This is a genomic window from Loktanella salsilacus, from assembly GCF_900114485.1.
Taxonomy (GTDB): Bacteria; Pseudomonadota; Alphaproteobacteria; order Rhodobacterales; family Rhodobacteraceae; genus Loktanella; species Loktanella salsilacus.
Map to the genome: position 1 here is coordinate 97920 of NZ_FOTF01000002.1, position 12491 is coordinate 110410.

At 61.6% G+C, this 12491-nt stretch carries 12 protein-coding genes; 7 read left to right on the top strand and 5 right to left on the bottom strand.

The genetic code is table 11. The features are described from left to right. The first annotated feature begins 72 nt into the window (after positions 1-72). From fabZ to lpxB, 4 genes are read left to right on the top strand one after another with little or no spacing between them, the layout of a single operon-like run. Positions 73-558, top strand: a complete 486-nt coding sequence (gene fabZ, locus BM131_RS02000) for a 3-hydroxyacyl-ACP dehydratase FabZ (RefSeq protein WP_090184891.1) — start codon at positions 73-75, stop codon at positions 556-558. Further along, a complete protein-coding gene (gene lpxA / locus BM131_RS02005) occupies positions 558-1337 on the top strand; it encodes an acyl-ACP--UDP-N-acetylglucosamine O-acyltransferase (RefSeq protein WP_090184894.1) in 780 nt (259 codons plus the stop codon). The genes fabZ and lpxA overlap by 1 nt, the downstream gene beginning before the upstream one ends. Continuing rightward, positions 1337-2125 (top strand): LpxI family protein, encoded by a 789-nt coding sequence (locus BM131_RS02010; protein WP_090184897.1) that lies wholly within the window; start codon positions 1337-1339, stop codon positions 2123-2125. Before lpxA ends, BM131_RS02010 begins: the two co-directional genes overlap by 1 nt. Beyond that, positions 2122-3258 carry a lipid-A-disaccharide synthase gene (gene lpxB / locus BM131_RS02015; protein WP_090184899.1) on the top strand — a complete coding sequence of 379 codons (1137 nt, stop codon included), beginning with the start codon at positions 2122-2124 and terminating at the stop codon, positions 3256-3258. Before BM131_RS02010 ends, lpxB begins: the two co-directional genes overlap by 4 nt. Here the strand turns inward: lpxB and BM131_RS02020 are convergent. From BM131_RS02020 to guaA, 4 genes are all read right to left on the bottom strand, one after another. Continuing rightward, positions 3170-4135 (bottom strand): DMT family transporter, encoded by a 966-nt coding sequence (locus BM131_RS02020; RefSeq protein WP_090185349.1) that lies wholly within the window; start codon positions 4133-4135, stop codon positions 3170-3172. The genes lpxB and BM131_RS02020 overlap by 89 nt on opposite strands. A gap of 97 nt (positions 4136-4232) precedes the next feature. Then, positions 4233-5501, bottom strand: a complete 1269-nt coding sequence (locus BM131_RS02025; protein WP_090184902.1) for a hypothetical protein — start codon at positions 5499-5501, stop codon at positions 4233-4235. 128 nt (positions 5502-5629) lie between these two features. After that, positions 5630-6493 (bottom strand): DMT family transporter, encoded by an 864-nt coding sequence (locus BM131_RS02030; protein ID WP_090184905.1) that lies wholly within the window; start codon positions 6491-6493, stop codon positions 5630-5632. 37 nt (positions 6494-6530) lie between these two features. After that, a complete protein-coding gene (gene guaA, locus BM131_RS02035) occupies positions 6531-8090 on the bottom strand; it encodes a glutamine-hydrolyzing GMP synthase (RefSeq protein WP_090184908.1) in 1560 nt (519 codons plus the stop codon). A 127-nt stretch (positions 8091-8217) separates the two neighbouring features. Between guaA and BM131_RS02040 the strand changes: the two genes are divergently transcribed. Further along, positions 8218-9765 (top strand): trimethylamine methyltransferase family protein, encoded by a 1548-nt coding sequence (locus BM131_RS02040; RefSeq protein ID WP_090184911.1) that lies wholly within the window; start codon positions 8218-8220, stop codon positions 9763-9765. Between the two features lie 27 nt (positions 9766-9792). Here the strand turns inward: BM131_RS02040 and BM131_RS02045 are convergent, their stop codons facing one another. After that, positions 9793-10095, bottom strand: a complete 303-nt coding sequence (locus BM131_RS02045) for a DUF6477 family protein (protein ID WP_090184914.1) — start codon at positions 10093-10095, stop codon at positions 9793-9795. A 249-nt stretch (positions 10096-10344) separates the two neighbouring features. On the opposite strand from BM131_RS02045, the gene BM131_RS02050 reads away from it, so the two are divergent. Then, positions 10345-11418 (top strand): DUF6456 domain-containing protein, encoded by a 1074-nt coding sequence (locus tag BM131_RS02050; RefSeq protein ID WP_175499126.1) that lies wholly within the window; start codon positions 10345-10347, stop codon positions 11416-11418. 103 nt (positions 11419-11521) lie between these two features. Next, a complete protein-coding gene (gene lipA, locus BM131_RS02055) occupies positions 11522-12469 on the top strand; it encodes a lipoyl synthase (protein ID WP_090184916.1) in 948 nt (315 codons plus the stop codon). The last annotated feature ends 22 nt before the right edge of the window (positions 12470-12491 follow it).

Sequence of the window (12491 nt, forward strand, 5' to 3'; positions counted from 1 at the left end):
CCCGGATCAGGGCAGCTTGGTAATCAAAACGCAGGTGCCGCGCGCATCATTTAAGTGAAGGACGAAGAGCCGATGACCGATGCCCCGACGCAAGAGACCACCGACCCGATCACCGAATGTGATATTCAGCTGATCCAAAGCATCCTGCCTCATCGCTATCCGTTCTTGCTGGTTGACCGCGTGATCGACATTGACGGGACGACCTCGGCCACGGGCATTAAGAACGTGACGATGAACGAGCCGCATTTTCAAGGCCACTTTCCCGGTGCCCCGATCATGCCCGGCGTGACGATCATCGAGGCGATGGCCCAGACCGCTGGCGTCATGGTTGGCGCGTCCATGGGGCTGATCAACGGCGATCTGCTGATCTACTTCATGTCGATCGATGCCTGTAAATTCCGCCGCAAAGTGATCCCCGGCGACCGGATGCTGATGAAGGTGAAAACCCTGCGCGGCAAACCCGGTGCAAAGGTCTGGAAATTCCATGGCCGCGCCGAAGTTGATGGCGAATTGGCCTGCGAATGTGAATTTGCCGCCATGTTGGACATGCGCAACTGATGGCACAGATTCACCCTAGCGCGGTTATCGAAGACGGGGCCGTCATCGGCGAAGGCTGCGTGATTGGTGCCTTTTGCCTTGTCGGGCCCAAGGTGGTGCTGGGGGCCAATGTGACCCTGAAAAGCCATGTCGTCGTCACCGGCGACACGCATATCGGCGACGAGTGCGAGGTTTTTCAGTTCGCCGTGATTGGCGAAGTCCCGCAGGATCTGAAATTCGACGGCGAAGAAACGCAACTGCGCATCGGCGCACGCAACCGCATCCGCGAACATGTGACGGTGAATACGGGCACGGCGGGCGGCGGCGGTCTGACCCGGATTGGCGACGACTGTCTGCTGATGGCGGGCTGCCACGTCGCGCATGATTGCATGATCGGCAACCGCGTCATCATCGTGAATTCCAGCGCTGTGGCGGGGCATTGCATCCTAGAAGACGATGTTATCGTTGGCGGATTGTCGGGTTTGCATCAGTTTGTGCGCGTCGGGCAGGGTGCCATTATCGGTGCGCTGTCGATGGTGACCAACGACGTGATCCCCCACGGCCTTGTTATGGGCCCGCGCGCGACGCTGGAAGGGTTGAACCTTGTCGGCCTGAAACGTCGCGGTATGCCGCGCGCCGATATCTCTGCCCTGCGGGCAGCCTATGCGGCGCTTAAGGACGGCGATGGCACCTTCCACGCCCGCGCCGAAGGTTTGGCGGGCAGTGACAGCGCAGCGGTGCAGCAGGTCTTGGCCTTTATCATGGCTGACAGCGACCGCAGTTTCTTGACACCGCACTGATGCTGGCGCTGATCGCCGGGACCGGCGCGCTGCCGGCGGCGGTGCTGCATGCGTTGCCGCAGCGGCCTTTGGTCTGCGCGCTGGACGGCTTTACGCCAGAAATCGCCCCCGATGTGACCTTTCGCATCGAACGGCTGGGCGGATTTTTGAACGATTTGAAAGCGCGCGGCGTGACGCAGATCTGCATGGTGGGCAGCGTCCGTCGCCCGCAAATCCACGTCAGCGCCTTTGACCTTGCGACGCTTCGGCTGGTGCCGACGATCTGGCGCAGCCTGCGAAAAGGCGACGACGGCGCGCTGCGTGGCTTTATCGCAGTGCTGGAACAGCGTGGATTTCAAGTAATCGGTGCGCACGAGGCTGCACCTGATTTGCTGCCCCCCGCAGGCGTTCTGACCAAAGCGCAGCCTTCCCAGCTGCACCGCGCGGATGCGCTTGCCGGTGTGGCGCAGCTGACCCTGATGGGCGCTGCCGATCTGGGGCAAGCTTGTGTCATCCGGCAGGGCACCGTGATCGCGTCAGAGGATGACGCAGGCACGGATGCGATGCTCGGCCGCATAGGAGCAACGGCAAAGGCCGCGATCCTGTTCAAAGGCCCAAAGCCAAACCAAGACCGCCGCGCCGATCTGCCTGTAATCGGCCCCCGCACCGTGGCGAATGCCGCAGCGGCGGGCCTTGCAGGAATTGTGATCGAGGCGGACGGCGTCATGGTGCCGGATTTGGCGGGTGTAATAAAGGTGTTGGACGCGCAGGGCATGTTCCTGTGGGTCAGGCCAAAGGGGGCAGCATGAAGGTTTTCGTGATCGCAGGAGAGCCGTCAGGCGATGCCCTTGGCGGCGCGGTGATGGCGGGGCTGCACGCGCTTGCACCGGACGTGACATTCCAAGGTGTCGGCGGTCCGCTGATGCAGGCGCAGGGCTTGGTCAGCCAGTTCGATATGAACGAGCTGAGCGTGATGGGGCTGGCCGAAGTCTTGCCGAAATACCGCGCATTGAAACGCCGGATTGCCGAATGCGCCGAGGCCGTGATCGCGGCCCAGCCTGACGTGCTGTTGACCATCGATAGCCCGGATTTCTGCCTGCGCGTGGCAAAGCTGGTCAAGGCGCGGTCAAACATCCGCACCATCCACTACGTCGCACCGACAGTCTGGGCGTGGCGGCCGGGGCGCGCTGCCAAGATGGCACGCCATATCGATCATGTGCTGGCGCTGTTCCCGTTCGAGCCGCCGTTGATGCAAGCCGCTGGTATGACCTGCGATTTCGTCGGTCACCCGGTTGTGGCGCAGCCTGTCGCGACCGGGGCCGAGGCGGACGCCTTCCGCGCCGCCCACGGCATCGGCGATGCGCCCCTGATTCTCGCGCTGCCCGGATCCCGCAAGGGAGAGGTGACACGGCTGGCCAGCCGTTTTGGCGGGGCCTTGGCGTTGCTGCAAAAATCCCAGCCCGACATCCGCGTCGTCGTGCCTTGCGCCGGGCCGGTGGCTGATCTGGTGCGGGACCTCACCGCCGATTGGCCCGCTCAGCCGATCTTGATCGCGCCGGATGATGCGGTGGCGAAACGCGCAGCCTTTCGCGCGGCGGATGTGGCGCTGGCGGCTTCTGGCACGGTGTCGCTTGAACTTGCGGCGTCGAACACGCCTATGGTCATCGCCTATGACATGAACTGGCTGTCGCGCCAGATCATCGGGCGGATGCTGTTGGTGGATACGGTGACGCTGGTCAACCTTGTGTCGGACACCCGCGCGGTGCCCGAATTCATCGGGCAAGACTGCACATCGTCGCAAATCGCGAACGGTTTGCGGGCGGTACTCGCCGCGCCAATGGCGCAGCACACGGCTATGGCGCTGACGATGGACCGTCTGGGGAAAGGGGGCGAGGCACCGGGCCTGCGCGCCGCGCGCTCTGTCTTAAGCCACGTCCGTTAAGCACGATCAGCCCTGCCGCGAGCAGGGCAAATCCGGCGTAGGCATGGGGCGGCAGCGCCTCGTTCAAGGCGACGGCCCCCAGCAGGATTGCGACGGGTGCGATCAGCAGTGTGACCAGCATCAGGTTGCCGGACCCGGCCATCGCCAGCACGCGGTAATACATCAGATAGGCCAGCGCTGTGGCGATCACGGCGTAGTATACGATGGCAGCCCAAGTCGCAGGCGCGCGGGGCAGCGGCAGCGGACCTTCGATCAGCCAAGCGGCGGGCAGAATGATCGCTGTGGCGGCTGTCAGCATCCCGGCCGCGGCGATCTGCGGCGGCAGGCCGGCAAGGCGTTTGCGCGCCCAAACCCCCGCCAACGCATAAGAAACCGTGCCGCCAATCACGGCAAGCTGGCCAAGAGAGCGCGGATCAAGCGCGCCAAGCTGGTCTAGTCCAATCGCAGTGGCAACGCCCGCAAACCCAAGCGCGGTGCCAATGGCGCGGCGCAGGGTCAGGCGTTCGTCCGCGAAAAAGACCGCGGCGGCCAGCACGCCAAAGATCGCGGTCCCCGCGTTCAGGATTGCTGTCAGCCCGGTTTCGATATGCAACTGGCCCCACGCCATCAGGCTAAAGGGGATCACATTGTTCAGCAGCCCCATGCCCGCAAAGCCGACCCATAGCCTTGCGCTGCGGGGTACGGCCAGCCCGCGCCACGCGACATAGGCCCACAGGATGACCGCCGCCAAGCCAACGCGGTAAGCGACAACGGTCAGCGGCCCCATCTCGTTCAAGGCAACGCGAATTGACAGGAATGATCCGCCCCAGATCAGGGCCAGAACGCAAAGCTCTGCCCAAGCGCGGGGGGACATGGATTTTTGAAGCTGTGTTGTCATGGGCTGACATGACGGGGATTGCAGCGCTTGCGCAATCCGAAACATGCGAAAAGCCCCGGCGATGTGCCGGGGCTTTTGCAATTCAGGTCAGGTATTTTTAGAAACGGTAGCCGACCGACAGGCCAACAGCGACAGCGTCGTTGTCAGAGAAGTTAGTCGCCAGCAGCGCGTTTTCGTTGTCGTCGCCTTCACCAAAGGTGATGTACTCGACGCCGCCGGTCACTTTGATTGCGCCGTTGGTGTAGCTGCCGCCAAAGCCGTAAGCGATGGAACCATCCGTCGGGGACAGACGCGACAGCACATCGCCGTTGCCGGGCTCGTAGGTCACGCGGGCAAAGCCCGAAATCGCGTCAGAGAACTTGCGGCCAACGCCGATGCGGTAAGTTGTCGTGTCGGTGTCGATACCGGTCACACGTGCGCTGCCCACGGGGCTTGCAGGGATGCTGGCACCATAGACGGGGGGGCGAACCTCCCAATCGGACCAGGTGGCGTGACGGATCGAACCGAAGATCAGCGTGTCTGTGGCGACGCCCGACTGGAAGTCGAGGGTGTAGACGTCAGGCATTTCGATGTTGGTCGTCATTGGATCAGTGTCGATACCGCCAAAGGATTCGACCGATTCGAAAGAGTGCGTGTAGCCCGACTCGTAGGTCAGTGCGACGCGCAGCGCGATCTCGGGACGCTCATAAGCGGCACCGACGATATAGCTGGTCTGACGGTCGGAATCGGTGGTCGCCTTATAGGTCAGGCCGCCAACGGGCGTCGTCGTGGCGATGGCACCCAGCTGCTGCGCCTGCTGGCCAAGGGCACCTGCGGTGGCAAGGTCGCCGCCAGCGGCTGCGGCTGCTGCCGCGTCACCCAGCTGCTGTGCAGCCAGACCATATTGCACGCGGATCAGCTGGTCGGGAATGTCGATCGTTGCTTGCGACACGATGCTGCGGGCACCGCCGTAAACGCTGATGTTTGGCGTGACTTTGTACTTCAGCACGATAGACGTGCCGCGCGAATCCCATTCAGCAGCAAGGCCGGTGTAGAAGCCGTTGGTATAGTCGGCGTTTGCGCCGAAAGGCTGGTTCGAAAACAGACCAAGTGCCAGCTTGTCGGTCAGGTCATACTTGACCGAGCCGGACAGCGTTTCGAAGTCTTTGGACATCACGTCGGTGCTTGTCGCGCCGCCGCCCAAAGCGGTTGCGGTCGGGCCATAGGTACCCGACACGGATGGCGAGACGTTGGCATATGACAGCTCAGCGTAGTTGCCGGTTTCAAACAGCAGGCCGTAGTTGGTCAGGTTGCGGTCGATGCCCGATGCCGAAGCGGCCGTCGTGGTCATCAGCAGGGCTGCGCCCAGCGTAAATTGTTTTTTCATGTCTCCATCCCCGTCATGAAAGTTTCCTCAATCCACACGTTGTACACACAGAATTGAACGGTCAATTAATGACGCGGCGTCAAACCGCGGATCGCGGTGCGATGTGCCATCTTTGTCGTGAGCAGGCCCTAGGCGCGGCGGGATTGGCCTTTGGTGATGTTCAGGTAATTGCCGCCAAAGATCAGCGCGGCCCCCAAGAAGATAAAGGGATCCAGCTGTTCGCCATAGATCAGCGCGCCAAGGATCGCGACGGTCGGCAGGCGCGCAAAGTCGATGGGCATGACGATGCTGGCGGGGGCCAGCGACAGCGCGGTGGTCAGGCAAAAGTGGCCGAACAGGCCAGCGCATCCGATCACGACCAGCCACGGCAGCGTGGCAGCGGTCGGCAGGGCGATGTCACCATCGTATCCAGCGCAGATCAGACCAAACACCGCCTGCATTACCGTCAGATAGAATAGGATGCAGGTGATCGTCTGGGTGCGGGTCAGCCTGCGCGTTAAAATCGCGGAAAACGCAAAGCCGATGGCGCAGAGCGCACCGGCGATCAGGCCCGCAGAGATCGGCGCGCTGCCGGGGCGGGTGACGATCAATACGCCGATAAAGCCGATCAGCGCGGCAATCAGGCCGACGCGGGTTAACCGTTCGCCCAGGACAAGCGGCGACAACAGCAGCACCCAAATCGGCGTGGTGAATTCCAGCGCAAAGACCTGCGCCAGCGGGATCATCGTCAGCGCGAAAAACCACAGGTTCTGGCCAATGAAATGCGACAAGTTGCGTACGGCATGCAGCCCGAGTTGCTGCGTGTTGATCTGTCGCCACGTGCCCGTCGCATAGGCAATAGAGCAGACAATCGCGATGCCCAGAAGGCTGCGATATGTCATGATTTCAAAGGTATCGAGGGCAAAGCTTACCTGACGGCCAGCGATGGCCATCGAGGTAAACGAGAAGATCGCACCTATCATCCACAGACAGGCGCGCAGGGTCGGCGTCATAGGGATGCCCCGGCCACGCGGGCCGAGGCTGCTGTGATCATTCCCACTCGATGGTGCCCGGAGGTTTGGATGTGATGTCATAGGTCACACGGTTAATACCCTGCACTTCGTTGATGATCCGCGTTGCGGTCTCGCCAAGGAATTCGTGGGTGAACGGATAATAATCCGCCGTCATACCGTCGACAGACGTGACCGCGCGCAGGGCGCAGGCAAAGTCATAGGTGCGCCCGTCGCCCATCACGCCAACGGTACGAACCGGCAGAATCGCCACGAAGGCCTGCCAAATCTCGTCGTACAATCCGTGGCGGCGGATCTGGTCGATATAGACCGCGTCCGCTTTGCGCAGGATTTCCAGCTTTTCGCGGGTGATTTCACCGGGGCAACGAATCGCAAGACCGGGACCGGGGAAGGGGTGGCGCCCGATAAAGCTGGGCGGCAGGCCCAGTTCGGTGCCCAGCGCGCGGACTTCGTCCTTGAACAGTTCGCGCAGCGGCTCCACCAGTTTCAGGCCCATCTTTTCAGGCAGGCCGCCAACGTTATGGTGGCTTTTGATCGTGACAGACGGGCCGCCGGAAAAGCTGACCGATTCGATCACATCGGGGTACAGCGTCCCCTGAGCGAGGAATTCCGCGCCTTCGATCTCGTTCGCGTATTTCTGGAACACGTCGATGAACAAGCGGCCAATGATTTTGCGCTTGGTTTCCGGGTCGGACTGGCCGTCCAATTCGCCCAAGAACAATTCCTGCTCGTCCGCGTGGATCAGCGGGATTGCATACTCATCACGGAACATCTTAACGACTTCGTCCGCCTCGCCCTGCCGCAGCAGGCCGTGATCCACGAAAACGCAGGTCAGCTGGTCGCCAATGGCTTCGTGAATCAGGACAGCCGCCACGGACGAATCGACGCCGCCGGACAGACCGCAGATGACTTTCTTGTCGCCAACTTGCGCGCGGATCGCCTCAATCGCTTGCTCGCGGTAGGCGCCCATCGTCCAATCGCCCTTGAAACCGGCGATACGGACGAAGTTTTCATACAGTTTCGCGCCGTTGGGCGTGTGGTGCACTTCGGGGTGGAACTGCACGGCATAGAAATGGCGCGACGCGTCAGCGGTGACGGCAAAAGGCGCGTTGGGCGAGGTGCCGTATACTTCAAAGCCGGGCGCGATGGCGGACACGTGGTCGCCGTGGCTCATCCAGACTTGCTCGCGCTCGGTCAGGAACCAACCGCGCAGCAGGTCAAGCTCGCCCTTGGGCGTGACATAGGCGCGGCCGAATTCGGCAGTGCCGTGACCGCGTTCAACCTTGCCGCCCAATTGGGTCATCATGGTCTGCTGGCCATAGCAGATGCCCAAAATCGGCACGCCCATGGTAAACACGCTATCAGGCGCACGCGGCGATCCTTCGCGGGTCACGCTGTCCGGGCCACCAGACAGAATCACTGCCTTGGGCGCAAACTCTGCCAGAAAGGCGTCAGTGACCTTTTGGTAGGGATGAATTTCGCAATAGACGTTCAATTCCCGCAGGCGCCGCGCAATCAATTGCGTAACCTGAGAGCCGAAGTCGATGATCAGCAGGCGTTCGTGGTCTTGTATATCCATGCTGCTGAATAAGTCGGATTTCGCAACGCTGCAATGTCGCTTTCGCCCCAAGGGTGGCGTTTGTCGCTTCTCTGCCCGCTGAAACTCGTCGTATCACAGGCGCAAGATCAGCGGGAAAGGTGCGGATATGACCGAGGCAGCAACAACAGTACGCAGGGCACGCGGGGGCGGCGGGGCCGCACGGCGTGCGGAACGGACCGCCGTCAGTGTGGAAACCGCTAAGTATATCGAACGCAACATCCCGAACTACGAGGTGCTGACCGAAGAGGCGCTGGACGTGATCGAGCGCAACGCAGAGACGATTCTGGCCGAGATTGGTGTCAATTTCGTTGATAACCCTGCCGCGCTGGACCGCTGGCGTGCGGCTGGCGCAGAAATCGAAGGCGAGCGTGTGCGTATTCCGCGCGGCCTTGCCCGGAAACTGTGCAGCACGGCCCCCAGCCAATACACCCAGCACGCCCGCAATCCAGAGCGGAACGTCGTGATTGGCGGCAAGAACCTTGTTCTGGCCCCGGTCTACGGCCCGCCCTTTGTGCGCGATGCCGAAGGTGGCCGCCGCTATGCCACCATGGCCGACTTCGAAAAGTTCGTAAAACTTGGCTATATGTCCAAGTGGCTGCACCATTCCGGCGGTACCGTCTGCGAGCCGACGGATATTCCGGTGAACAAACGCCACCTTGATATGCTGCTGGCCCATATGGTGCTGTCAGATAAGCCTTTTATGGGCTCTGTCACCGAACCCAGCCGCGCCAAAGACAGCGTCGAGATGTGCGAGATTTTGTTCGGCAAGGACTTCGTGCGCGACAACACGGTGCTGACGTCGCTGATCAACATCAACTCTCCGATGACGTTCGATTCGATCATGATGGGCGCGCTCGAGATTTTTGCAGAGCATAATCAGGCCAGCATCATCAGCCCCTTCATCGTCGGCGGCGCGATGGCGCCGGTCAGCGTTGCGGGCACGCTGACGCAGGTCATGGCCGAAGTGCTGGCGGGCGTTGCCTATTCCCAGCTCGTGCGTCCCGGTGCCCCGGTGATCTTTGGCGCATTTGTGACCTCGATCGACATGAACTCTGGCGCGCCCACCTTCGGCACACCAGAGGCTGCGCATATCACATACGGGGCAGGGCAGTTGGCCCGCCGGTTGGGCCTGCCGTATCGCAGTGCCGGATCGTTCTGCGGATCAAAGCTTCCCGATGCGCAGGCAGCTTACGAGACATCGAACAGCCTGCAGATGGGCCTGCTATCCGGCGTGAACTTTATGCTGCACGCTTGCGGCTGGCTGGAAGGCGGCCTTGTTGCCAGCTTTGAAAAGTTCGTGATGGACGCAGATCAGCTGGGCACGCTGCATCACTTTGCCCGCGGTGTTGATATGTCGGAAACCGGTCAAGCGATGGACGCCATTGCAGAGGTCGGGCCCGGCGGCCACTTCCTTGGCTGCGCGCACACGCAGGCGAACTTTAAGTCCGCGTTCTGGCGGTCTGATCTGTTCGACTACAAACCGTTCGAGACATGGGACGAAGAGGGTGCGCGCGATACCCAAGCCCTTGCCAGCATACGGGTCAAAAAGATGGTCGACACCTATGTCCAGCCGCCCCTAGACCCAGAGATCGAGGCGCGGCTGCGGGCCTATGTGGCGGACAAAAAAGCGTCGATGCCAGATAGCTTTATGTAGGCCATCGCGGCACTTAAACGATGAGGTCTACGTCACACTGCGGGGGCGCGCGCTAATTTCAAAATCGCGCGCCTCTGCCATGATGGCCGTCAGCAACTGAATATGGCGGATCAGCGCGTAATGCGCGCTGTGGGCGGTGCGGGCGTCGTTCTCTTCGCGCTCTGCCTCTAATAAGGCCATCAACGCCGCGCCGCAGCTGACATGTGCAGCGTCCGGCAGCAAGCGCGCCAAATCCCGGCTGCGCCGAAATCCATCAAGCCCGAATCGCGCCGCCTGCACCAATAGGCCTGGCCGCTTTAGCTGTCTGATCTGTGATTGAATGTCCTGCATGTCATGTCCCTTTTGCCGGGGGCATCCCGACGTCATGCACACTTGGTGGCACAACCTAAAAGGGTGTTGCGGGCCGTGCGGACTCTCCGGACGGTCCTGCTCTCATTCGTTAATCATTTTTTGGAAGAGTGTTACCAAGTTGATAACATTAACTATCAGTTAAGATAACGTCCTTAATTTATCTAGTCTGTATCCCTTTCTGCAAGGTGGCACACGTGGGTTCTGCAGGGACCAGGGGGACTGGCCGATATGACAATGCTTAAACAAATTCACACACCGGATTATCCGGCGTGGGTTCCGGACCCGGTCCGGCATTATCTGGCCCATACGGTCGACGGCACGTCGATCCGGGCCTTGGCCCGGCAGCGCGATGTGCACCCTTCGACGATCCTGCGCCAAGTGCGCAGCTGCGAAGCGCGGCGCGATGATCCGCTGATCGACGCGGCGCTGCGTGCGCTCTCGCTTACCTCTTCTACACCTGACGCTACAGAAAGCTCTGCCATGCTGCACTACGTGCCTGTTTCCATACCCGCCGCCGCCGCTTGCGTGTCCCAAAGCCGCCTGAACCGCGAAGCGCTGCATGTGCTGCGCCGGCTGTGCGAACCCCGTGCGATCATGGCCGTGGCCCGCGATATGGATAGTGCGGTGATCGTCAGAGAGGACGGCGCAGGCGGCACGCTGCGCACTGCTGTGGTCGAGGCAGAGATTGCCCAAGCGATCGCCTTGCAAAACTGGGTCAGTTGCCCCGATCCAGAGGCGCGGATCGCCCGCTATCACATCACCGGGCTTGGCCGCACCGAACTGCGCCGCCTGACCGCGGCCGAAGAAAACCGTGCCAGCGGCTTTACCGATCTGGGCGGCGATAACGACTGGACCCGGCCAGAGGCAGCCGCTGCCGCCGCCCGCTTTATTGCGACGGAGACGCCGCTGATCGGGCTGTCGCGCCGCCGGGGCAAGGATGGCAAACCGTTCTTGCACCGCGATTTGGTCCGCGTCGGAGAGCGGCTGCGCGAAGATTTCGTCCTGTCCCAGCCCGGCCCCGATGTCGCAGAGGACTGGCGCGGCGCGCTGACCGGTGCGGCCCCGGTCCATCCCGCGACCCAATCCGCCCGCGACCGCGTGATTGCTGCGCTGGATGATCTGGGACTGGGTTTGCAAGACGCCGCCTTGCGGTGCTGCTGCCTGCTTGAAGGGCTGGAAATCACCGAAAAGCGGCTTGGCTGGTCGGCGCGGTCGGGCAAGATCGTGCTGCGCATCTCGCTCCAGCGTTTGGTGCGCCACTATGAACAAACCATGGGCAAGTTCGCGCCGCGCATCGGTTGATATCCTGCGGCAATACGCATGGCGGACCTGCGGGGCAGGCAATGGACTTTTGCCCCGCGGACCCTTAGGTAATTGCCAATCACAGATAAAAGGCCCGCAGCCCATGCGCGATCTGAAAATTCCTGCCCAGCGCCACCCGGAAAAGGCCAAGCGTCCCGACGCGGCCCAGCCGAAGAAACCTGATTGGATCAGGGTCAGAGCCCCGAACTCTGAAGGGTATCGCCAGACGCGCGATATCATGCGCGAACATAAGCTGACGACAGTCTGCGAAGAGGCAGGTTGCCCCAATGTCGGCGAATGCTGGAGCCAAGGCCACGCGACCATGATGATCATGGGCGAAGTCTGCACCCGCGCTTGCACCTTCTGCAACATCGCGACCGGTAAACCGCCAGAGGCGTTGGACGTGTTCGAGCCAGGCCGCGTTGCCGATGCGGTGAAAAAGCTGGGCCTGAACCACGTTGTCATCACCTCCGTCGACCGCGACGATGTCGAAGACGGCGGGGCAGAGCATTTTGCCCAAACGATCCGCGCCATTCGCCGCCAAGCGCAGCAGACCACAATCGAGATTTTGACCCCAGATTTCATCCGCTGCGATCCGTCAGTGCTTGAAATCGTGGTGGCGGCCAAGCCGGACGTGTTCAACCACAACCTTGAAACCGTGCCGGGCCTGTATCCTGAGGTGCGCCCCGGCGCGCGGTACTTCCATTCGCTGCGCCTGCTGCAGCGGGTGAAAGAGCTTGATCCAACGATGTTCACCAAATCGGGTATCATGGTCGGACTGGGCGAAGATCGCCAAGCGGTTCTGCAAGTCATGGAAGACATGCGCGCCGCGGACATCGATTTCCTGACCATCGGTCAGTACTTGCAGCCGACGCCAAAGCATCACCGCGTCGACCGGTTCGTCACGCCAGAGGAATTCGCTGGCTATGAAAAAGCCGCCTTTGGCAAAGGGTTCTTGATGGTTTCGGCGTCCCCGCTGACGCGGTCGTCTTACCATGCGGGCGATGACTTTGCCCGGCTGCGGGCCGCGCGTCTGGCGAAACTGGGCTGACCGGACGGGACTGCGGCCGGGA

What these genes read in the sequence shown, in the direction of transcription:
- lipA (WP_090184916.1), top strand. Translation starts at nt 11,522, where the DNA reads ATGCGCGATCTGAAAATTCCTGCCCAGCGCCACCCGGAAAAGGCCAAG.
- lpxA (WP_090184894.1), top strand. Translation starts at nt 558, where the DNA reads ATGGCACAGATTCACCCTAGCGCGGTTATCGAAGACGGGGCCGTCATC.
- lpxB (WP_090184899.1), top strand. Translation starts at nt 2,122, where the DNA reads ATGAAGGTTTTCGTGATCGCAGGAGAGCCGTCAGGCGATGCCCTTGGC.
- BM131_RS02050 (WP_175499126.1), top strand. Translation starts at nt 10,345, where the DNA reads ATGACAATGCTTAAACAAATTCACACACCGGATTATCCGGCGTGGGTT.
- BM131_RS02045 (WP_090184914.1), bottom strand. Translation starts at nt 10,095, where the DNA reads ATGCAGGACATTCAATCACAGATCAGACAGCTAAAGCGGCCAGGCCTA.
- BM131_RS02025 (WP_090184902.1), bottom strand. Translation starts at nt 5,501, where the DNA reads ATGAAAAAACAATTTACGCTGGGCGCAGCCCTGCTGATGACCACGACG.
- BM131_RS02040 (WP_090184911.1), top strand. Translation starts at nt 8,218, where the DNA reads ATGACCGAGGCAGCAACAACAGTACGCAGGGCACGCGGGGGCGGCGGG.
- fabZ (WP_090184891.1), top strand. Translation starts at nt 73, where the DNA reads ATGACCGATGCCCCGACGCAAGAGACCACCGACCCGATCACCGAATGT.
- BM131_RS02010 (WP_090184897.1), top strand. Translation starts at nt 1,337, where the DNA reads ATGCTGGCGCTGATCGCCGGGACCGGCGCGCTGCCGGCGGCGGTGCTG.
- BM131_RS02030 (WP_090184905.1), bottom strand. Translation starts at nt 6,493, where the DNA reads ATGACGCCGACCCTGCGCGCCTGTCTGTGGATGATAGGTGCGATCTTC.
- BM131_RS02020 (WP_090185349.1), bottom strand. Translation starts at nt 4,135, where the DNA reads ATGACAACACAGCTTCAAAAATCCATGTCCCCCCGCGCTTGGGCAGAG.
- guaA (WP_090184908.1), bottom strand. Translation starts at nt 8,090, where the DNA reads ATGGATATACAAGACCACGAACGCCTGCTGATCATCGACTTCGGCTCT.